At 43.2% G+C, this 22,100-nt stretch carries 21 protein-coding genes and 1 other RNA gene; 8 read left to right on the top strand and 14 right to left on the bottom strand.

Annotated features, from left to right (window positions below; all coding sequences use genetic code 11):
* Positions 1–11: 11 nt before the first annotated feature.
* Together ABJ384_RS10545 and ABJ384_RS10540 are read right to left on the bottom strand one after the other, a co-directional pair.
* Entirely contained in the window at positions 12–254 is a 243-nt protein-coding gene (locus ABJ384_RS10545; protein WP_349927215.1) for a hypothetical protein, read from the bottom strand.
* A gap of 278 nt (positions 255–532) precedes the next feature.
* Positions 533–1,267, bottom strand: coding sequence for a sulfite exporter TauE/SafE family protein (locus ABJ384_RS10540; protein WP_349927213.1), 735 nt, complete (start codon positions 1,265–1,267; stop codon positions 533–535).
* Between the two features lie 241 nt (positions 1,268–1,508).
* On the opposite strand from ABJ384_RS10540, the gene ABJ384_RS10535 reads away from it, so the two are divergent.
* Positions 1,509–1,715: a hypothetical protein gene (locus tag ABJ384_RS10535; protein WP_180176361.1), complete on the top strand. Its 207-nt coding sequence runs from the start codon at positions 1,509–1,511 to the stop codon at positions 1,713–1,715.
* Positions 1,716–1,797: 82 nt separating this feature from the next.
* Here ABJ384_RS10535 and rsmD read toward each other — a convergent pair whose 3' ends face one another.
* Entirely contained in the window at positions 1,798–2,355 is a 558-nt protein-coding gene (gene rsmD / locus ABJ384_RS10530) for a 16S rRNA (guanine(966)-N(2))-methyltransferase RsmD (RefSeq protein WP_349927211.1), read from the bottom strand.
* A gap of 3 nt (positions 2,356–2,358) precedes the next feature.
* On the bottom strand, positions 2,359–4,383 hold the full coding sequence (gene mrdA / locus ABJ384_RS10525) for a penicillin-binding protein 2 (protein ID WP_180176363.1): 2,025 nt from the start codon (positions 4,381–4,383) through the stop codon (positions 2,359–2,361).
* Between the two features lie 236 nt (positions 4,384–4,619).
* On the opposite strand from mrdA, the gene ABJ384_RS10520 reads away from it, so the two are divergent.
* The 4 genes from ABJ384_RS10520 (at position 4,620) to ABJ384_RS10505 (ending at position 7,554) form a co-directional block, all read left to right on the top strand.
* On the top strand, positions 4,620–5,138 hold the full coding sequence (locus tag ABJ384_RS10520; RefSeq protein WP_349929741.1) for a hypothetical protein: 519 nt from the start codon (positions 4,620–4,622) through the stop codon (positions 5,136–5,138).
* 64 nt (positions 5,139–5,202) lie between these two features.
* Positions 5,203–6,519, top strand: a complete 1,317-nt coding sequence (locus ABJ384_RS10515; RefSeq protein WP_349927210.1) for a hypothetical protein — start codon at positions 5,203–5,205, stop codon at positions 6,517–6,519.
* Positions 6,520–6,601: 82 nt separating this feature from the next.
* Positions 6,602–7,261 carry an adenylate kinase gene (gene adk / locus ABJ384_RS10510; RefSeq protein ID WP_086194920.1) on the top strand — a complete coding sequence of 220 codons (660 nt, stop codon included), beginning with the start codon at positions 6,602–6,604 and terminating at the stop codon, positions 7,259–7,261.
* An 83-nt stretch (positions 7,262–7,344) separates the two neighbouring features.
* A complete protein-coding gene (locus ABJ384_RS10505; RefSeq protein WP_349927208.1) occupies positions 7,345–7,554 on the top strand; it encodes a hypothetical protein in 210 nt (69 codons plus the stop codon).
* A gap of 43 nt (positions 7,555–7,597) precedes the next feature.
* On the opposite strand, the gene nth is transcribed toward ABJ384_RS10505, so the two are convergent.
* Positions 7,598–8,293: an endonuclease III gene (gene nth / locus ABJ384_RS10500; RefSeq protein ID WP_349927207.1), complete on the bottom strand. Its 696-nt coding sequence runs from the start codon at positions 8,291–8,293 to the stop codon at positions 7,598–7,600.
* Positions 8,293–9,114 (bottom strand): RnfABCDGE type electron transport complex subunit B, encoded by an 822-nt coding sequence (locus tag ABJ384_RS10495; RefSeq protein WP_349929740.1) that lies wholly within the window; start codon positions 9,112–9,114, stop codon positions 8,293–8,295. The genes nth and ABJ384_RS10495 overlap by 1 nt, the downstream gene beginning before the upstream one ends.
* Before the next feature lie 307 nt (positions 9,115–9,421).
* Here ABJ384_RS10495 and gdhA point away from each other — a divergent pair, with 307 nt between their 5' ends.
* A complete protein-coding gene (gene gdhA / locus ABJ384_RS10490; protein WP_180176367.1) occupies positions 9,422–10,765 on the top strand; it encodes an NADP-specific glutamate dehydrogenase in 1,344 nt (447 codons plus the stop codon).
* Positions 10,766–10,834: 69 nt separating this feature from the next.
* Here gdhA and ABJ384_RS10485 read toward each other — a convergent pair whose 3' ends face one another.
* The 3 genes from ABJ384_RS10485 to rlmH form a co-directional block, all read right to left on the bottom strand.
* Positions 10,835–11,602 (bottom strand): DUF4377 domain-containing protein, encoded by a 768-nt coding sequence (locus ABJ384_RS10485; RefSeq protein ID WP_349927205.1) that lies wholly within the window; start codon positions 11,600–11,602, stop codon positions 10,835–10,837.
* A gap of 149 nt (positions 11,603–11,751) precedes the next feature.
* Entirely contained in the window at positions 11,752–12,528 is a 777-nt protein-coding gene (locus tag ABJ384_RS10480) for a class III extradiol ring-cleavage dioxygenase (RefSeq protein ID WP_349927203.1), read from the bottom strand.
* Positions 12,529–12,729: 201 nt separating this feature from the next.
* Entirely contained in the window at positions 12,730–13,212 is a 483-nt protein-coding gene (rlmH, locus tag ABJ384_RS10475; protein WP_092819942.1) for a 23S rRNA (pseudouridine(1915)-N(3))-methyltransferase RlmH, read from the bottom strand.
* A 154-nt stretch (positions 13,213–13,366) separates the two neighbouring features.
* Here rlmH and ABJ384_RS10470 point away from each other — a divergent pair, with 154 nt between their 5' ends.
* Positions 13,367–14,326 (top strand): M28 family peptidase, encoded by a 960-nt coding sequence (locus ABJ384_RS10470; protein ID WP_349927201.1) that lies wholly within the window; start codon positions 13,367–13,369, stop codon positions 14,324–14,326.
* Positions 14,327–14,591: 265 nt separating this feature from the next.
* On the opposite strand, the gene lon is transcribed toward ABJ384_RS10470, so the two are convergent.
* The 3 genes from lon to ABJ384_RS10455 all read right to left on the bottom strand — a co-directional run bounded on the left by lon (position 14,592) and on the right by ABJ384_RS10455 (position 18,182).
* Positions 14,592–17,018, bottom strand: coding sequence for an endopeptidase La (lon, locus tag ABJ384_RS10465; protein ID WP_349927199.1), 2,427 nt, complete (start codon positions 17,016–17,018; stop codon positions 14,592–14,594).
* Positions 17,019–17,165: 147 nt separating this feature from the next.
* Positions 17,166–17,753: a 5-formyltetrahydrofolate cyclo-ligase gene (locus tag ABJ384_RS10460; protein ID WP_349927197.1), complete on the bottom strand. Its 588-nt coding sequence runs from the start codon at positions 17,751–17,753 to the stop codon at positions 17,166–17,168.
* 48 nt (positions 17,754–17,801) lie between these two features.
* The gene (locus ABJ384_RS10455; RefSeq protein WP_349927195.1) at positions 17,802–18,182 is read right to left on the bottom strand and encodes a MerR family transcriptional regulator; all 381 of its coding nucleotides are present in this window, start codon (positions 18,180–18,182) and stop codon (positions 17,802–17,804) included.
* An 82-nt stretch (positions 18,183–18,264) separates the two neighbouring features.
* On the opposite strand from ABJ384_RS10455, the gene ABJ384_RS10450 reads away from it, so the two are divergent.
* A complete protein-coding gene (locus tag ABJ384_RS10450; protein ID WP_349927193.1) occupies positions 18,265–21,357 on the top strand; it encodes a heavy metal translocating P-type ATPase in 3,093 nt (1,030 codons plus the stop codon).
* Positions 21,358–21,530: 173 nt separating this feature from the next.
* Here the strand turns inward: ABJ384_RS10450 and ssrS are convergent.
* Both ssrS and ABJ384_RS10440 read right to left on the bottom strand, forming a co-directional pair.
* Positions 21,531–21,714: non-coding RNA, 6S RNA (ssrS, locus tag ABJ384_RS10445), on the bottom strand.
* A gap of 100 nt (positions 21,715–21,814) precedes the next feature.
* Positions 21,815–22,099, bottom strand: coding sequence for a cell division protein ZapA (locus ABJ384_RS10440; RefSeq protein WP_166170983.1), 285 nt, complete (start codon positions 22,097–22,099; stop codon positions 21,815–21,817).
* Position 22,100: the final 1 nt, after the last annotated feature.

The raw sequence follows: 22,100 nt of genomic DNA, 5'->3' as shown, positions 1-22,100 counted from the left end.
CGCTTAAAAAATTATTGATTTTGTGCCGGGCTAATCCCGCCTAAATGTTGGCAAGCTTCCTGATAAATATAATATTGTTCCTCGATTACTTCTGTTAATGGCACCTTAAATAACTCCTCTCCATCTTTATAGCTTTGTACATAAGATTCGGCTTTCTGGCGGCTAGAAGCGAGTGCCTGTTCATGATAGGAAGTAATCGAAGTATGCGCCATTTGTGCGGTTTCAATTCTATTGCACTGAAAATTTGCCAGCATTCTTTCTGCATGTTTCAGCTCATGAGAGGTGGTCAGAGAACAGCCAGAGAGAAGAATCATTCCTGCTAATAAAATCAAGGTTTTCATTTCTAGGAAAATGGATGATGGGGTTGGGTTATTGTATAAAGTTTTCCTGCTGATATATTTGATCTGCCCGACTGATTGGGTGTTTTTTGTTTAAGTGAGATTTATTGTAATTTTGACCGGTTGTTATAGATAAATAAGGTTGCAATATCTCAACATATAAATCTGATTTTTTGGGAGGTAGACACGACTCTCTAGAGCAGTGTATTGAAAATCAGGAAACAGCCAGAAGCAAATAAAAGGCTTAAAACCGTATGTTTAAATTGCGTTTCCGAAATTTTATAAAATAATTTTGCCCCTAAAATGGCGGGCAAACTGACACTGATCAGCAAAATTGTCATATAAGGCCAGAGCTGGATGTCAAGCGTGCCTTGTAGTAAATAGGCTAGTAAGGTAAACAGCTGAATGCCAAAATTAAAATGTCGTAAAACGTAACGTTGTTGCTGTTTGGGAAGATTTTTCAGCATGACCCAGGCAGAAGGCAACGAACCGCAAAAACCGCCTAAACCACCCAGAATTCCGCCCAAAAATCCAACCAGACTGTCTGCCAGTTTTCCGGATTGTTGTAGCCGTGGAAATGCCGGATTGAAAAACATCACCGGACACCACAACATCAAAAAGATGCCTAAAACCACTTTAAAGGCTTCGGGCTGAATAATATGCAGCAGATATGTGCCCAAAGGTACGCCAATCAGCCCGGCTATTAAATAAGGCAGCACCAGTGCTTTATCTAGATGTGGATGCTTCTGTTCATTGGACAATGAAATGACATGGCTCCACACCGAAGCAAAGACCACCAGTGGGGCAGCAATTTTCGGGGGGAGGACCCATACCCAGAATGACATGGCAATGAGGGCAAAGGCAAAGCCCGTCAGTCCCTGTACAAAACCTGCGACCATTGCCCCAACAATAAATAACAACCAAGTCATAGCGATCTGTACAGATGAAAAATCGGTAGTATTCAAAAGATCAGTCAAAAAGCCAAGCATATGTTTAGCAGGATTTATGCAAACCTAAGGAGAACTTTGTATAAAACCGCTTCAGCATTCAGGACAGAAATTCTTCCTGTGAATAAAAAAGACATAAATGACTACAAAATTTCACATAGACTCCCATCGCTCTTCATTAAAGCATTGAATACTGAAGTCACGCCCTAAAGAGGTGATGAAGATGATGAAAAAAGTGATCTTACTTTCTGTATTGGCAGTGTCATTAACTGGTTGTGTCCTGGATACTTATGATGACGGTTATGGTGGTCATCGAGACCGTAATGGACATTATGACCGACACCATCATGGTGACCGTGACTGGAACAATAAAGACCGTCCGGACTGGGATCATGATAGAAATGACCGAGACTGGCGCTATGGTCGTTAATTAATCTATCACCGATCTGAAATTGACTGACTACATTTAACAAAAAAAGGCTTCCATTCAGGAATCCTTTTTTTATTTTTAATCAGGATGCATTTTTTTGATACAGTCCTGCACGGACTGTTCCCGCCTTGCTTTGTTTAATCTGTTGCCAAGAAGAGGGGAGTTTAAGCTGATTTAACTCGCGATCGGCCTCCACATAGATAAAGGCGCGGTCTTTAATCAGCGGGTCAGCAAGCTGGGCCAGTTCTTCCCATAAATCCAGACTATAAGGCGGATCTAAAAAAACCAGATCAAAGGACTGTTTCAGGGTAGGTAAGATTTGCTGTGCCGTGGCGACTTTGAGTTTGGCATGTTGGCTGGTCACTTTCAGTAACTGCAAATTATCGGTTAAAAAAGCAGCTTGTGCACGGTTCGGTTCAATCATTACCACCTGTGCTGCACCGCGGGATAAAGCTTCAAAACTTAAGGCTCCTGAGCCGGCACAGATATCGAGAACCTGTGCATTTTGAATATCCCACATCAGCCAGTTAAACAAAGTTTCACGGACACGGTCGGGTGTAGGGCGTAAGCCTTCAACACTGGCAAAAGGAAGTTGACGGCGTTTCCATTCACCGCCAATAATACGGAGTTGATTTTTCATAGATCAGTCACCTTCAACTTCTACGGGTTGTGCGCCTGATGCGGCTTGAGTAGCGTGCTGTGTCGCTGCTGCTGTTGTATTGCTCTGAACATTGGTCGCCGTGTCCACTGGTGCCGTGCCACTTGGCAATTCACCCGGTTTGATGCCTGCGGTCATGAGGCCGCCACTAATTTGATGGCCCGCAGGACGGATCGGATTCTTTTTACGGGTGTATAACCAATAGTCAAACAGAGGACGAGCCAGCTGCGCGGCCGAACCACCGTGTTTACCATTTTCCCAAACAATCGCAACCGCAATCTCAGGATTTTCAGCCGGGGCAAAACCAATAAATAAACCATGGTCAAGCTGACGTTCACTTAATAATGCTTCGTTGTATTTTTTACCTTGGGCAATACTTTTGACCTGTGCAGTCCCGGTTTTCCCTGCAATATGATACAGTGGGGTACGAATACCACGACCTGTACCGGTCTCGATAACATCAATCATGGCATCGCGCATTTTAATCCAGTCTTCGGGTTTGCCGTTAAACTGAATTTTACCATCTGGTGCATTACGCATTTTAAAAGGTTTGGCACCATGGGTTTCACGCAGTACATGCGGGGTAATATGCGCACCTTGGTTTGCAGTAATTGCAGTAGCCATAGCCAGTTGCAGCGGTGTTGCAGTAAAGGCACCTTGTCCGATACTGACGGAAATGGTTTCACCTTTTAGCCATTTGCTCTTACGGGTCCGCATTTTCCAGTCCGGGTTTGGATACAAACCGGTACTTTCACTCGGTAAATCGACGCCAGTTTTTTCACTAAAGCCAAATTGGCGCATCCAGGCATTCATTTTTTCAATGCCCATGCGGTAGGCCAAAATATAATAATAGGTATCACAGGAAACTACTTGAGCTTTATGCAGATTGACCGTGCCATGACCTGATTTACGCCAATCACGGAATTTATGTGAATCGCCTGGTAAAGAAAAATACCCGGGGTCTGAAATGGCGGTGTTCCAATCCACGATATTATAATGCAGCCCACCTAAACCAAACATCGGTTTAATGGTTGAACCTGGAGGATAGGCACCTTGTACAGCACGGTTATACAGCGGTTGGTCAAGATTGTCACGTAGTGCACTATAGTCGGTATTGCTAATCCCGGTCACAAATAAATTCGGGTTAAAACTTGGACTGGAAACCAGGGCCAGAATTTCTCCTGTTTTCGGATTCAGCGCCACAATGGCACCGCGACGACCCGCCAGTTGCTCAGTTGCTGTAACCTGCAAGCCATAGTCAATTGAAAGGTACAAGTCATTTCCGCGTACCGGCTCTTTACGACCTAAATTACGTAATACGTTACCGTGAGCATCAGCCTCGACAGATTCATTGCCGGGCAAGCCATGCAACAGATCTTCATAAGATTTCTCCACCCCAATTTTACCGATCAGGTTGGTGCCGGCATATAAATCTTTATCAATTGATTTTAATTCTTTGTCGTTAATACGCCCTACATAACCGATCACGTGCGCAAATAGCTCACCATGCGGATAGTAGCGCGTCATCTGGGTTTCAATATTGACCCCGGGAAACTCAAACTTGACTTCACTAAACTTGGCAATATCAGTTTCGGTTAAATTTAATTTTAATGATACACGTTCGGTTTTTTTAGCGGTCTTGATGCGGCTGCTAAAGCGGTCAATATCTTCTTGTGTCAGGCTTAAAATCGGGGTTAAACGCTTGACGGTATCTTCAATATCTTTTACATCAGCCCGAGACATGGTGGCAGAAAATACCGGATAATTATCTGCCAGCAAAATACCATTACGGTCATAGATATAGCCGCGTGCAGGTGCCAAAGGCTGTAGCCGGATACGGTTCTGGTCTGAAGCGGTTGAAAACTCATTATAATGCGCGATTTGCAGATAGGCATAACGGGCAACAAGCAGGAGCAGAAAGAATGCCACAATCCCGATGGAGATAAACACCCGATTGCGATAAATGCGCTTTTCTTGTTGAACATTTTTTAAAGGAAAGTGCTGCTTCATACGCGATCGACTTACATCCAGGGGAGTGAAAAAAACTGGTGGCACATTCTAACGCAAGTCAGCATTTTTTGATATTTGTTCTGGCGAACTGTTAGGCGGGTTTAGTTTAAACTTTGACTTTACAGACATTAAAATTGTAAAGTGCAGTATATAAGAGTTCTGATAATTCTGCTAAAGTCAAAATTCAAAAAAAGGACTGTACTAAAAAATAAAATTTAGGGACAACGATGAAAATAATCACAAAAGTGTATCCTTTGCTGGCTTTTTTTGCGCTGGTAAATATTGCTCATGCACAAGACCATTCATATTTACCTGAAGCGAAATTGACATCAGACAGTGCTAAAACATGGAATATCGGGGCTGGATTTACCAAAAAGCTTCTTCATCTGAATGTAGAATGGGTCAATCCTTATGGCATCGCCTATGCAAAAGCGGGTGTATTTTATAATGATGACTATAATGCCGGTGCTCAGGTCGGGTTTCGTTATCCTTATTACCTTACCGGAAAAGATAAAAACGGTTACTACCTGGGTGTCTATGCAGGGCATCTGGAAAGTAAACACATCAACAATGAATATGAAGCAAGACTGGGTGCGGGTATAGATTTAGCCTATGTATTGCTCAGTAAAGAACGGATTAGCAGTTTTAGTATCGGGATTGGTGCTGGCGAAGAGATGGCGGATCAGAAGGGTAATGTGGTTGCAGAGACAGAACCCATGCTACAATTTTCCTATACTCTAAGTGTCGGTTTATAGTGAAAATAGTGAGCTTTTATAATTAAGTATTTTGTGATTAAAAAATTAAATATGGAAATCGTGCATGTTTGAGTACGTCAACGAATTGTGGCAAACCTTCTTGAATCGCCCTGATTTCTGGGCAGTACTTAGCATCATTCCTGTGACAGCTTTTGTAACTTGGGCACATGTGTGGATGGCACTGAAAATGGTGTTTTACCCCCTGACGTTTTGGGGATTCCACTTAGGGCCGCTCCCTGTCGGCTGGCAGGGGATTGTGCCACGTAAAGCCGGTCGTATTTCCGGGATTATCACTGACAATACCTTGTCGAAATTGGGTTCTTTACGTGAATTTCTGGATGCCATGGATCCAGAAGATATGGCACGGATTATCGGTGAGCAGGTCGGTTTTGAACTGGAACATCTGATTGATGAAATGATGATCGACCGTAATGCGGTACTTTGGGAAAACTTACCCTATTCAATTAAGCGCCGTATCTATTCGCAAGCGCATAAACAGCTGCCGGGTATTTTAAGGGAATTGGTGACTGAGCTGACCATGAACGTCGAGTCACTTGTAGATATGCGTGAAATGGTGGTTCGCCAAATGGAAGGTGATCGCCGTTTAATGGTGAATATGTTCCTTAAAGTAGGTCAAAAAGAGATCAACTTTATCTGGCATATTAGTGCATTAATTGGAATGTTCTTCGGTATATTCCAGATGATTGTCTGGTTTGTAGTGCCTTGGCACTGGACGGTTCCTTTCTGGGCAGCGGTGTGGGGTTTCCTGACTAACTGGATTGCCATCTGGATGGTGTTTAATCCGCTGGAACCGCATTATATCCGCTATCCACAGTTTTTTGCGCGTACAGAAAGTCGCATGTTCCCGTGGATCAAACCGGTGATTCCACATATTGGCACCTATAATATCCAGGGTGCATTTATGAAACGTCAGGATGAGGTTTCCGATGTTTTTGCCCGAGTAGTCACAGAAGACTTAATTACGTTAAAATCCATTATGACTGAGATGATGTATGGCGGGAAGAAAGATAAAACTCGCCGTATCGTTAAACGCCATATTAACGAAATTATGGAAACTCCGATTGTTCGAACCTCTTTGCAGCTGTCTTTAGGACCAAAAGAGTATGCAAAACTCAAGACGGACTTGATCGATCGCTCGATTGAAATTACGATGGTGCCTGTATGCGACCCGGCCTTTAATGCGAGCCGTGCACAGAAAATCTATCAAATGTTTAGAGACCGTATTCGCGAGTTGACGCCAAGAGAGTTTCAGAATTTATTACGTCCTGCCTTTCAGGAAGATGAATGGATTCTGATCGTCTTGGGTGGCGTAACCGGATTTATCGCGGGTACAATACATTTGTTTGTGGCTTTCTTATAATTAGATGCTGGACTACATGACGAATAAAGAGATTCGTCATGCAAACGCATCACATATATTTGTTAAATGAGGATGTTTTTTTATGCGCATTATATTACTCGGACCACCTGGAGCAGGTAAAGGTACACAGGCTCAGTTGATCTGTAAGCGCTACAATGTCCCACAAATTTCAACCGGTGATATGCTCCGTGCTGCAATTCGTGAAGGTACTGAATTAGGTCTTAAAGCTAAAAGCGTGATGGAAAGTGGCGGTCTGGTATCAGACGAGCTTATCATCGGTCTGGTTAAAGAACGTATTGCTCAACCTGATTGTGTAAACGGTTGCATTTTTGATGGTTTCCCTCGCACTATTCCTCAAGCAGAAGCTTTGGAAAAAGAAGGCATCAACATTGATCACGTGATTGAAATTGATGTTCCAGACGAAGAAATTGTAAAACGTCTTTCTGGTCGCCGTCAGCACCCAGCTTCTGGCCGTGTTTACCATGTGGTTTACAATCCGCCTAAGGTGGAAGGTAAAGATGATGAAACGGGTGAAGAACTGGTTCAACGTCCTGATGACCAGGAAGAAACCATCCGTAAACGTTTAGGTTCTTATCACACTGAAACTGAACAATTGGTAGGTTTCTACCAAGGTCGCGCAGCATCAGGTGAAAATGCACCGACTTATGACAAGTTAAACGGTCTGCGTCCAATTGAAGAAGTTCAAACTGATTTGTTTGCCATTCTAGATCAATCAAAATAATCGTATTTCGATGATTTTGACAATCGAAGAGCCCTAAGTCATATTAGGGCTCTTTTTATTCTGCTCTCAAAAAGGATACTGCTGTGAAGTTTGCTGTATTAGGGTTAATGGTTGTATTTCTGGCAGTATTGTTTGCTTTATTCTATGTCAGTTTCAAGATGCTGAAAAAAGTACGTCAGCAAGAGCGTAGCGAAAATGCTGGCAAGGTGCCTGTGCGTCGGCTGCATCCCAAATTACAGGCAGAACTCGAACAAAAACGCCAGCAAAAGCAGGCAGAACAAAATAAAAAATAATGGCTTTTAAACGGGGCACATCATCTGGCTGAACTCATCTCATTTATGATTCAGCTTCAATGTTCTTGACAGGAATCGCACGGCCAGCACCAAATTCAAAACGATCTGGCCAGTTGCACACATCACACACCACACATTCATGACATTTGGGCTTGCGTGCAATACAGGTATAACGACCGTGTAAAATCAGCCAATGATGGGCATCGACTATAAATTCCTTGGGAATGACTTTGACCAGCCGGTGTTCAACTTCAAGCACATTTTTGCCAATAGCCAGACCGGTACGATTACCTAAACGGAAAATATGCGTATCGACCGCCATGGTCGGATGGCCAAAAGCGGTATTGAGCACCACATTGGCAGTTTTACGCCCTACACCCGGTAATGCTTCCAGATCAGCCCGATTGTTGGGCACCACACTGTTGTGTTTTTCAATCAGCAGCTTGCAGGTTTTAATTACATTTTCGGCTTTTGCATTATATAAACCGATGGTCTTGATGTATTCTTTTAAACCCTCAACGCCTAAGGCATAAATGGCTTCTGGTGTATTGGCCACTGGAAAAAGCTTGTCGGTAGCTTTGTTGACACTGACATCGGTGGCTTGAGCCGAAAGCGTCACGGCTACTAAAAGCTCAAAAGGAGTGCTGTAATTCAGTTCGGTTTTAGGGCTAGGTCTTTGCTCTCGTAAGCGTTCAAAAAAAATCTGAACCTGCTTTTTGGTCATATTTTTAACCGCCATCATGAAGCTCCCAGAACAATCAGCTGCTGTTGCAAATCATCCAGCAGGGCACGTTTCTTGAGGTCTTCACGAACACTGAGCTGTTTTTCTAATTTTTTGATTTGGGTGCGAATTTTTGCCAGTTGAATGGTGGTTGCTGCATCGTGGCTTACCACAGGATCAGCTGTTTTTTCCACCACTTGAATCTCTGGAACCAAGTCACTTTGCGCCGAAAATTGGGCAAATAAGGCCGTATCAATATTGGCACGAACCACAGGACCTTTGCGGTTAATCCGGCGTTTCTCTTCACGCTGAATATGTGCGTAATAGCGCTTGCGCAGGTCAGTTTGTTCAGCAATACGCGCCTCTTCTGAAGGCACGACGTGGTTGTCTTCTACCAGGTCAATACAGTCGACCGGGCAGGGCGGAATACAGAGTTCGCAACCAGTACAAAGGTCAGTCAAAATGCTATGCATGAGCTTACCTGAACCAATAATCGCATCGACTGGGCAGGCGTTGATGCACTTGGTACAACCAATACATTCATCTTCACGAATAATCGCTTTCATACGTTGTGGACGACCATCACTTTGAATCGGCCAAACACTTTCTTCTGCTTTGAGTTTTGGGCGACCCAGCAATTCAGCCAAAGCGTCGGCAACGGGTTGTCCGCCTGGTACACATTTATTGGCCTCTTCACCTTCACTTATGGCTTTTGCATAAGGGAGGCATCCATCTCGGTGGCCGCAAAGTCCGCATTGTGTTTGCGGCAACAGGGCGTCAATTTTTTGAATCAAGCTAATTTGAGTGTTCATGTATAACCGGGAGTGCTGGGCAAGCAGCGTGAAACAATGTGCTGGAGAGCAATACTAGCATGTTTTTACATAGAATTCCTGTGCGCAAAAATGGGACTAAAAATGCATTAATATTGGGCAAAATATTACATTTATATATATCTAAAAGTTATTCAATTTATAAATAAAAAGACTGAATAATTAAATTAAATATATGTTCTATATAGAAAATTGAAGTTTTTTTCAAAAAACTATTGCTGAATAGGTGCAAGTGATATTTAATGTTTTGCGCCAAAATATATCATTGATTGAAATTTTGACCAATTTTGATCCATTTTCTGCTGAGGATTAAGCGTTGAAATACAACAGCCTTAACGACTTCCTAAACTACGTTAAATCACGTGATCAACATCAACCAGAGTTTCTACAAGCTGTAGAAGAGGTAATGACTAGCCTTTGGCCATTCATTGAAAAGAATCCAGAATATGCTGATCATGGATTACTTGAACGTCTTGTAGAACCTGAACGTGCGATTCAGTTCCGTGTTTCATGGGTAGATGACAAAGGCCAAACTCATGTAAACCGTGCTTTCCGTGTACAGTACAACTCAGCTATTGGTCCATTTAAAGGGGGGATGCGTTTCCACCCTTCAGTGAACCTTTCAATTTTGAAATTCCTAGGTTTTGAACAAACTTTCAAAAATGCCTTGACTACATTGCCTATGGGCGGTGGTAAAGGCGGTTCAGACTTTGACCCTAAAGGTAAGTCTGAAGGCGAAATCATGCGTTTCTGCCAGGCATTAATCATCGAGTTGTACCGTCATCTGGGTTCAAATACTGACATTCCTGCGGGCGATATCGGTGTAGGCGGCCGCGAAGTGGGCTACATGGCAGGTATGATGAAGAAGCTCAGCAATGACACTTCATGCGTATTCACTGGTAAAGGCTTAACTTTCGGTGGTTCACTGGCTCGTCCTGAAGCAACGGGTTACGGTACGGTTTATTTCGCGGAAGAAATGCTGAAAACTCGTGACGATAGTTTTAAAGATAAAGTGGTGACTATTTCTGGTTCTGGTAACGTAGCTCAATACGCTGCTGAAAAAGCCATGTTCCTGGGTGCAAAAGTGGTTTCACTTTCTGACTCTGCGGGTACTGTATTCGTTAAAGACGGTTTCACTGAAGAACTTCTTGCTGAAGTGATGGAACTTAAAAACGTTCAACGTGGCCGTATTTCTGAGTTTGCGTCTAAACACGGTTTTGAATATATGGAAGGTCAACGTCCTTGGGGTATCAAGTGTGATATCGCACTTCCATGTGCAACTCAAAACGAACTAGATGCTGATGACGCAGCTCAACTTCTTGCAAACGGTGTGATCTGTGTTGCTGAAGGTGCAAATATGCCGTCTACGCTTGAAGCAGTGGAAAAATTTGTTGAAGCGAAAATCCTTTATGCGCCAGGTAAAGCATCGAATGCAGGTGGTGTAGCGACTTCTGGTCTTGAAATGTCTCAAAATGCATTGCGTTTAGGCTGGACGTTTGAAGAAGTTGATGAACGCTTGCACGCGATTATGAAAGAAATTCACCGTAACTGCGTGAAATACGGTACTAAAGAAGATGGTACTGTGAACTATGTTGATGGTGCGAACATTGCAGGCTTCGTAAAAGTGGCTGATGCTATGCTTGCTCAAGGCGTATTCTAAGTCTGACTTGGTTAAAGCTTTAAAAAAACCGGGCATTTGCCCCGGTTTTTTATGTCCTGAATAAACTATTTACTTAATAGTTGAGCGTTCAACCGTCATGTCATGAATATATGCATATTTCGACTGATCTGCAGCAGGATGCTTGATTTCATAACGCTTGACCCGGATGATTTGTCGCTCATTGGGGTTATGGGTAAAACCTTCGATTTGATCATAGAATAAAGTCCAGTCTTTATCGACTCGGGTTTTTATCCCGCTCTCACTGTATTTAACTTCCCGAACCTGTAAACAGTTTTGTGGGGCGACACCGCTACATGGCTTAGTTTCAGGTGAAATTTCCAGAAAAATGGTTTCAGCCTGAGTCTGATATTTGCTTTCAGGGGTCATGGTACCAGTGAAAACGTATTTCTGACCTGTCGCTGAAATGATGGTCAATCTTGGTTGTTGTGAATTTTTTAAATCTAAAATAAACGGTACTTTGCGGTTATTAAACAGATCTTTGGCAATGTTTTCTTGCTGCATGGAGGCGTCCGGACATGCCATTTGGGTTCCCATGAGGGGGTCTGTCACGATCTGATTATTTTCAATTTTCCAGCTACCACCCAAGCCATTACAACTGGTGGCAATACTTAAACGGCCTTTATCGTCAAAATTCAGTACCAGTGGTTTAGGTGCGGACCCTGTAGCGGTACTCCATTGATAAGCACTCAGGATTTGCTCTGCATTTTGTTGTTGAAGTACAGACACGGCGACATCTCCAACTTTTTGAATATTGCCAGATTGACAAGCTGCGAGCATGAGAGGGAAAAGAGCCATTGCTAAAAGTTTAACTTTCATTTTAAAAGTACTTGGTTTTGAAGAATTTTTAATAGAATAACGTAAAGGTACTTAAAAAATATGGATACATTCTGGCGAATTCAGTAGCAAAATGTATCCATAATAATAATTTTGTTAATTATTAATGAAAAGTTATGAGTTGATATGCATCAGTCAAAACGGTAAATATCCATGCCCAGAGAACCCATACTGAAACTGCTATGCACAATACTGAAACGATGCCCAGTCCCCATCGCAAAGAACAGGGGAGCAAAATGTTCTAAGGTCGGATGATTACGCTCTACATAAGGGATACTTTGCCAGTCCAGAACTGCAGCATAATCACCATGGTTCAGTTTGCTCACCACATAGTTACGGAAAGTCGAGGCCCATTCGGGTACAGTAGCAGCTTCACCATGCCATGCCAATTCACGCAAGTTATGGGTAATACTTCCCGAACCGATCATTAATATTTGTTTTTCACGTAATGGTGCCAGGGTTTGACCAATTTTATAAATCTCCTCAGCAGACATGTTCATCGGTAAAGAGATTTCTACCACAGGAATATCAGCCTCGGGATACATATGCAACAATGGCATCCACACGCCATGATCCCGTGGACGAGTGCTGTTGGCATGGGCTGTAAAGCCGGCATTGGCCAAAAGATGCAGAACCTGTTCTGCCAGTTCAGGTTGACCCGGTGCCGGATAGCGGATTTCATACAGCTCAGGCGGGAAACCGCGGAAGTCATGCCAGGTTTCTGGACGAACGCTACTACTCACTTCAAGCGCATTACTTTCCCAGTGCGCAGACATCACAATAATGGCTGCAGGCTTAGGCAGATTTAAGCTCAATCGCTCCAGAGCAGGACCTACCTGTTCCGGATTCAGCGCCAGCATGGGTGAGCCATGTGAAATAAATAAACCGGGTAAAGTTTGTAGATTCATGTTGATGCGCCTAATTTAAATAACATCGATTGAGACTATGATGCCAAATAAAGAGAAATAGAATAAATACAATTTATATCAACATATTGTTCCTTTTTTAGAACAATAATGCACGATTTGATCCAGTTGATGACTCAAGCTCAGGAATATGTTCGCTTTACACGATTTTGCCAGGCTCAAATCATCCCGTTCTGAACCTGCTTAACCCGCCCGGTGATAAGGATGATTATGGTTGATACTCATTGCGCGGTAGAGCTGCTCGATCAGCATGACCCGAACCATAGGGTGAGGCAGGGTGAGTTTGGATAAAGACCAGTGCCATGCAGCAGCTTTACGTACCGCTTCGGAGTGACCATCCGGACCGCCAATCGCCAAGACAACATCATTACCTTCCAGCATCCATTGTTTCATGGTCTCAGCCAGTTTTTCAGTACTGAATTCTTTACCCCCGACTTCAAGGGCAATCAGGGTTTCATTATGTTTCAGTGCATTCAGAATGCTTTCACCTTCAATCTGGCGATATTTCAGGATATCGGCTTCAGAATCGTTTTTTCCGCGTTTTGCCATAGGTAATTCTATAATTTGGGTCTGCACAAAAGGCTGGATACGTTTGAAGTAATCTTCAAAACCGGTGAGCACCCAGGCTGGCATTTTTTGACCAATGGTAATAATACGGATTTTCATAAGATTCGATGATTTAAGACTCATCTTTATTATAAACGCTAAAACTGATTTTACTTGTTTTTGAGCAACAAATTGCAATTGAAAAGGCGTGCCAGATGCTGCTTTAATCTTCAGCAATGGATTGAATATGCATAAGAAGAGAGGAAGATAATAAATGAGATTAAAAAGGGATAAAAATTTAGACTTATGGTTGAGCACCTTCCTTTGCACTCTTTTGTTCAATACTTCAAGTTGGGCATTACCGAGCATATCACCCGCCAGTAGCGATAATTTAAAGGTCTATCTGGAGCAAATTATAGGTCAGCAGGGGCATCGTAATTATAAAAACTCCCAAGAGCTACAACGCGTTTCTGCCTGGATTAAAGAACAGATGCGTTTGTTTGGTATCCCGTGCCAGTATCAAAATTATTCGGTGAATGGTTTGGGCTATCGCAACGTAGTATGTACCTTAACCGCAGGTCATGCTGACAAAGTGATTGTCGGCGCGCATTATGATGTGTTTGGTGAAACTCAAGGTGCGGATGATAATGCCTCTGGCGTAGCAGGGGTGATTGAAACCGCACGCATACTGTCACAGCAGAAATCGCAACTGCCCTATAATGTTGAATTTGTATTTTATACCTTGCAGGAGCCGCCATTTTTCAAGACCGAACATATGGGCAGTTTTGTACATGCAAAATCCATCCAGGCTCAGAAAGATCACATTCGCGGCGTTTATATTTTAGAGATGATCGGGTTTTTTGATGAAAATCTGGTACAGGAGTATCCTGCCGGCCTGAAATGGGTTTATCCGCAACATGGTAACTTTATTGCGGCTGTCAGTAATTTGCAGTCCTATGATTTGGGTGCAAAATATTGTGAATCCATGCGAATACTGAAGCGCCTGGAGTGTCAACGACTGGTCGCACCGTCTTTTATCACGGGGATGGAGTTTTCAGATCATCTCAATTACTGGAAGCTGGATATTCCCGCCATGATGATTACAGATACGGGACATTTTCGTAACAGGTACTATCACAGTGCCAAGGATACCTTGAAAACTTTAAATATTGCCAAAATGGCCAGTGTCATAGATGGTCTGGCTTATAATTTAATAATTCAAGCTGATGAATAAGAACACATAAAAAACGCAGTCCCCTAATGAAATATTGGGACTGCGATCAAAAGGTCATCCACCTGGAGATGTAGATGACCATTCACATAACTTATTAATAACTTTTTAAGTAGAAATAAATCAGAAACCTACAGCGCATCACTATCTATACCATATTAAATGGGGATGAGCTGCTGATTTTTCAAGCTGATGTGTTATGAATATGGTAAAAATTTTACACAAAAAAAGAGAGCCGAAGCTCTTCTCTTTTTGTAGCAAAATGCAATTAATGACGCGCTGCTTTGCCCTCTGCAATTGGTTTAACAATCGGTGCTTTTACCAAAGGTTTTGGTGCTTCCACCAAGGCCAATGGCAAGATCTCATCGATGCTTTTCACGGTCTTAATTTCAAGGCCGGCTTTAACATTTTCTGGAATTTCCACCAAGTCACGAGCGTTCTCTTGAGGGATGAATACCAGTTTAATACCACCGCGATGTGCAGCTAAAAGTTTTTCCTTCAAGCCACCAATGCGCATTGCACGACCGCCCAGATTGGTTTCACCGGTCATGGCAATATCAGCACGTACTGGAATGCCTGTGAAAGCTGAAACCAGTGCCGTAGTTAAGGCCAAACCTGCAGATGGACCATCTTTCGGTGTTGCACCTTCAGGTAAATGCACATGAATATCGGTTTCTTCAAATCTTGAAGCCTCAATACCCAAGGCATCGGCACGAGTACGCACCACAGTCATTGCAGCGGTAATGGATTCTTTCATCACATCACCGAGTGAACCGGTGGTAATGAATTTACCTTTACCTTTTACCGCAGCAACTTCAATCGAAAGCAATTCACCGCCAACTGAAGTCCAAGCCAGGCCATTGACACGACCGACTTGCGCTTCTTCTTCCGCCATACCGAAGTCGAACTTATGTACGCCCAGGTAATCAGACAGGTTTTCAGCAGTCACATCGATATGCAAGTTTTTGGCTTTTTTGCTGACCGCTTCTTTCACCACTTTACGGGCAATTTTTGACACTTCACGTTCCAGGCTACGCACACCGGCTTCGCGAGTATAACGACGCACGATGTCACGAATCGCTTCTTCATGAATGGTCAATTCTTTTGCACGTAAACCATTGTCTTTAATGGCTTTAGGAACCAGATAACGCTCGGCAATATTGACTTTTTCCTCTTCGGTATAACCCGGCAGACGAATCACTTCCATACGGTCTAAAAGAGCCTCAGGAATATTCATGCTGTTTGCAGTACAGATGAACATCACTTCTGACAGGTCAAGATCAAGATCGAGGTAGTGATCGTTGAACTTGCTGTTTTGTGATGGGTCAAGTACTTCAAGCAAGGCAGAAGCAGGGTCGCCACGGTAGTCCTGTGCCATCTTGTCAATTTCGTCGAGCAAGAACAGTGGATTCTTCACGCCAACTTTTGTCAGTGATTGCACGATTTTACCCGGCATCGCACCAATGTAAGTACGGCGGTGACCGCGGATTTCCGCTTCGTCACGTACGCCACCTAGGGCCATACGCACAAATTCACGACCTGTAGCTTTGGCAACCGACTCACCAAGTGAAGTTTTACCTACCCCTGGAGGGCCAACCAGGCAAAGAATCGGGCCTTTGAGCTTTTTCACACGAGATTGTACTGCAAGATATTCCACAATACGGTCTTTGACTTCATCTAAACCGTAGTGATCGGCATCTAAAATTTCTTGTGCTTTCGCCAAATTGATGCTGACTTTGCTGGCTTTATTCCAAGGCGTATCTAAAATCGCCTCGATATAGTTGCGAACCACAGCAGCTTCACTTGAAGCCGGTTGCATGGCTTTGAGCTTACGGAATTCAGATTCGGCTTTTTTACGCACGTGTTCCGGTAAATCGGCTTCTTCCAGACGACGTTCAATTTCTGCGACATCATCTTCAGCACCGCCATTCATGTCGGAAAGCTCGCGCTGAATCACCTTCATTTTTTCATTCAGGAAATATTCGCGCTGGTTTTTCTCCATCTGGCGTTTTACCGAGTCATGCAAGGTTTGTTCAATCTGCTGTTCTTCAGACTGTTGCAACAAATAAGTCATGAGCTCAGTCAAATGTGCTTCAAAGTTATCCTGTTCCAGAAACTTTTGCTTGATATCAATGTTCAGTGGGACACGGGTGGCCACAAAGAACAACAGCTGCAACAAGTCATCGATTTTATTTGCAGCAGTAACCAATTCACGTGCATTACGTAATTTGGCTTCTGCATACTGGGCAAATAAAGTTCGCAGTTCTTGCACACGCGTTGCTTGAGAGTCAGCTGCAACATTGACCGTCATTGGGCTGAGGGCATGTTCGGCTGATAAATATTCATCATGGTCGATGATTTTCACCAGTTTAGAACGGTGTAGACCCTCAATAAGTACTTTTATACAGTTTTCATCATTTTCATGATTCACAACTTGCACAATCTTCGCGACAGTACCGTATTGATATAAGTTGTCGTGATCAATTTCTTCTGTAAGAGAATCTTGTTGTGCAACTACAAATACGAGATTGTCACTGTTACGGGCCACGTCAACTGCTTTGATCGATTTTTCACGACCTACAAATAACGCAATTTGCATGTGTGGATAAACCACCACATCACGTAGCGCTAAAAGTGGTAATACGCTTGGAACCTGTGTATCTAAGGTTTCTTGATTCATAATAATTTCAGACATGGGCACTCCTAATGAGTAACAACAGTGTTGCCATGTTTTTTATAGTGATGGGTATTTTAAAAAATACAAGGGCAGGGCAAATGAAAATGTATAAAAAATGAGTAAATGTGTGATTTTAAAATATTCTTATCAGTCAAAAATACCCATTCAACGCTTAAAGTGTAGATATTTTGCAGGGGTAAGTAAGGCATCGAGAGGTTGATCCCAGACTTCACGATGTAAAGGCTGCTGGATCAGCTGAAAGTCATGTGCAATACCAAGCCGGTAGGGTTTATGGGGGGCGCTGGCCAGGGTTTTATCATAGAAACCGCCGCCCATACCAATGCGGGTACCCTGAATATCACAGGCCAGCAAAGGCATGATTAAAAAATCCAGCGTCGAAACATGCAGGCCACGCCCGGCCATAGGCTCTTTCATGCCGAGTGGATGATATGAAAATTGATTGTTTCGGTATTGTTGTTGCGTGATTTTGACCCAGTGCAATTGCTGGTTCATGGTACAAATCATCGGCAGATAAACCTGTTTATGCTGTTTAAAGCAGTATTCAATGATTTTTTGGGTATGGATTTCACCAAAGGCATTCAGATAGATGCCGATTTTTTTGGCATGCTGAAAAGGTTTTAGCCGGATCAGTTGCTGAAGTACTTTTTGTTGCGCCTGTTTTTGTTGAAAGCTGGAAACGGCTCTGCGCTGATGTCGAAGTTGCTTGCGTAAAACTTTTAAATCCACTGACATCTGTTATAGATTCCCAAAAAATATATACATTTTCATCGTAAAAGCAGTTTAACTGTTTTTCAGCTCTTTCAAAATCGGGCAACAGCTTTCACTGGTGGTTTTACATTCATCTACCCAACTGCTTAATCGGGTTTTGAGTGCCTGTAATTCCTGAATCCTTTGATCAATTTTTTCCAGACGTTGCTCAATGACATGTCGCACCTGTTCACGGTCTTCGAATTGAAGTTGCAGTAATTCCTGTATTTCACTGAGTTGCAAGCCTGCATCTTTGCCTTTTTGAATAAAGCTTAAGGTTTCAATATCTTTGTCATTGTAATAACGGTAACTCTGCGTGGTTTCAGGCACGCGCATTAAACCGATGCGTTGATAATAGCGAATGGTTTCGACGTTTACATGACAGTGTTTGGCCAGTTTTCCGATGGTGAGCATAAAATATCCTCAAATGACTTGACTCTGTACCTGGGTACAGACTTTATGCTAACACAATGAAAGAATAAAACAGGTGAATCGGATGAATGAGCAACAAAAATCCTCCTGCTGTGCAAAACAGGATTCAGTCCTTGAATTAGTGAAAGTTGATCCAGTCTGTGGAATGAACGTTTCGGAAAGTTCAGCACATTATTTTGAATATCTGGGGAAAAAATATTTATTTTGTTGTGATGGCTGCAAACAAAAGTTTATTAAAAATCCTGAAGCTTACCTTCAACAAACCAAATCTATATCAGGCTGTGGTTGTGCAAATAAAGCTAAAGTGGCAGCGTCCTCATCTTCATGTTGTGGTAGTCAAAAAGCTGAGTCACAACAGTATATTGATCCCGTCTGTGGCATGACCGTGACAGATTTATCCAAACCGCATACCAAATATTCAGGAAAACTTTATTATTTTTGTTGTCAGGGCTGTTTGAATAAATTTCAAGCCAATCCAGAACAGTATTTAGAAAAAAATAAATCTAAAACTTCGGGCTGTGGTTGTGGATCTAAATCAAAAGCAGATGAAAAAAAATCTTGCTGTAGTTCTCAAAATCAACCACCAGTAGCGCAATCATTAGGCTGTTGTGCGGGAAATAAAGCACAAACCGTAGAGCAGGTGAGTGAAACAATAGTTGATCCGGTTTGTGGCATGCAGGTTAAAACGGATTCTAAATGGCATAGCCAGTTTGAATCAAAAGATTATTATTTCTGTTCAGAACGCTATCTGAATAAATTTACCCAGCAACCTGAACAATATCTACAAACTCTGCAAACAGCATCCTCCTGCTGTGCTTCAACAGCAAAAGTGGCAGTTGAAGAAAAGAAATCCAGCTGCTGTGGCGGAACTCATCCTGCATCATCACCTCATTCTGAGGTCGATCCTGTCTGTGGCATGTCGGTAGATACTTCAACCGATTTAAAAACGGATTATCAGGCTAAAACCTACTATTTCTGTAATCCGTCCTGCCTGGAAAAATTTAAAGGCGATCCAGAGTTTTATTTACTTCCAGCAGATCAGCGACCTGTACCGGAAGGTGCAGAGGATATGGATTATACCTGTCCCATGGACCCTGAAATTGTGCAGAAAGGACCGGGAACCTGTCCAATCTGCGGTATGGCTTTGGAGCCGATGCAACCGACTTTAAATGATGCACCCAATCCTGAGCTGGTCGATTTCAGTCACCGTTTCTGGATGACGTTGCCACTGACTTTAATTATCTTTGTATTGGCCATGGGGTCGCATATTCATGCCTTTATTCCGCAGCATATTCAGCCGTGGATTGAACTGGTGCTGTCTATTCCTGTCATACTTTGGGCAGGCAAGCCATTTATTGAGCGTTGCTGGATTTCCTATAAAACCCGCAATCTGAATATGTGGAGCCTGATTGGTGTTGGGGTGCTGGCAGCATTTATTTACAGTGTTGTGGCGACAGTTTTTCCATCCCTGATTCCGATGCAGGCGAAAACCGGTCATGGGGTTGCCGTGTATTATGAAGCGGCGTGTATGATCGTGTCCTTGAGTTTGCTCGGACAAATCATGGAGTTAAAAGCCCGGGCCAAAACTGCAGACGCACTTAAATCCTTGCTGAAACTGCAACCGCATACTGCAAAACTGGTGCAGCATGATCAGGTGGTCGAAGTGGATGTTGGTATGGTGAAACAGGGCGATATCTTGCAGATTTCTTCAGGGGATCAAATTCCACTCGACGGCATTGTGGTGGAAGGCAAAACCTATGTTGATGAAGCCATGATGACGGGTGAACCTGTTCCGGTAAAAAAAGAACTTGATGACCGGGTGATTGGCGGTACGGTGAACCAGCAGGGCAGTATACGTATTCAAACCACGGCAGTGGGGGCCAATACCACCTTAGCAAAAATGATTCAGACGGTAGCCGAAGCACAGCGCTCCAAAGCGCCGTTACAAAAACTTGCAGATGTATTTGCCAAATATTTTGTCATTATCGTCCTTGCAATTAGTGTGTTGACCTTTATGGCTTGGATGTTGTTTGGCCAAGCACAGTTTGATCTGGCGCTGATGTGTGCAGTGGCTGTACTAATTATCGCCTGTCCATGTGCCTTAGGTCTGGCAACGCCGATGTCGGTGATGGCGACCACAGGGCGGGCAGCACAAAAAGGCGTGCTGTTTAAAGATGCTGAAGCGATCGAGGCTTTGAGCAAAGTCACCACTTTAATTGTCGATAAAACCGGAACCTTGACTGAAGGTAAACCGAGCCTGAAAGAGATTAAACTGCTTTCAGATACAGCTCAGCAAACGCAAGTGGAACAATGGATTGCCTCGATTGAACAGTATTCAACTCATCCGATTGCCCAGACCTTAACCAAGCTTGTTCCGCATGATCAATTGCTAAAAGTCAGTGATTTTGAAGATGTCACCGGTTTTGGGGTGAAAGGGCAAATTGAGGGTCAAACCCTGTATGTGGGCAGTCAAAAGCTGATTGATCAATTGGGTTTGCAGCTGCCTGAACATGCTCAAGTGAAGCTGGATGCTCAACGCGAGAGCGGTAATGTGATTAGCTTTCTGGCCAATGAGCAGCAAGTGTTGGCTTATATCTCGATTCATGATGCGATCAAACACAATGCTCATCAGGTGATTGATCAACTGATGGCCGATGGTATTGAAGTGGTGATGGCGACTGGTGACCACGAGCAGAATGCCAAACTGGTCGCGGCTGAGCTGGGGATTCAGCAGGTTTATGGCAACTGTACCCCGACTGAAAAATTAGATCTGGTAAAAAAATATCAGGCTCAAGGCAAAGTTGTGGCGATGGCTGGCGATGGTATTAATGATGCACCGGCACTAGCCCAGGCCAATGTGGGGGTGGCAATGGGTAATGGTACCGATATTGCCAAACAGACGGCTCAGGTGACTTTGGTCAAAGGGGATATTCGCGGTGTGGCCGATGCCATTCATATGGCAAAACTGGGTGTGAAGAACATGAAGCAGAACCTGGCCTTTTCCTTTGTCTATAATGGCTTGGGTGTGCCTGTGGCAGCGGGTGTTTTTTATCCTCTGACTGGACTGCTGTTGACCCCGATGCTTGCAGCGGTTGCCATGTCGCTCAGTTCATTGTCAGTAGTCATCAATGCTTTGCGGCTGCAAAAGTCTAAATAACTGAATGCCAGAACTTAAGTGATATACCCAAGATGAAAATCTTGGGTATTTTTTTTGCATAAAATATTGATGAATATGGCGGAGAATGAAATAAAATTTAAAAACGAAAAATCTTTAAAATGTAAAATAGATGAATAAGTATTGTAATAAATGACACTTAGAATAATAAGAAAAAACACTCCGAAGATGCCGCTGCATGTCGTTACCCTGAACCCGAAGAAGTTCAAGGTGGACGCGACGCATACTTGCTTGGTTTCCCATTCGAAGATGGGCATACACTCTAAATATGCAGAACACAATCCGTAGATTTAAGTATCGGCAGGGATATAGACGCGCTGGCGAACACCTCAGAGATAGAGTAAGTATAACCAATAATGAGGTGTTGGCAAATCCTCAATGTGCAACAACTGTAAAGTTAAATCACAAACGTTGATAGTTTATTCAATTCCATAGGAAATTAAACCAAATCATCGAGGTCTTCTAAAATAGTCGCCAGCAAGCGATCACAATGTGCATACTCTTGCAAGGATTTGTTCATTGAAAGCACTTCCTGCATCAGTTCAAGTGCAACCATAATAATCAGTTTACTTGGCTCAACACGGGGTGCTTTACGGCGAAAATCATCATATTTTTCATTTAACAATTCAGCTGCACGTTCTAAACCAGCTTTTTCCTTTTCTGTGGTTGCTAAACGAAAATTATGACCCAGCACACGCAGTTCAACGGCAATTTGTTCACTCATG

Source organism: Acinetobacter sp. A1-4-2 (assembly GCF_040233925.1).
Classification (GTDB): Bacteria; Pseudomonadota; Gammaproteobacteria; order Pseudomonadales; family Moraxellaceae; genus Acinetobacter.
The sequence above is the reverse complement of the archived record's forward strand: the minus strand, read 5'-3'. Positions and strand labels throughout refer to the sequence as shown.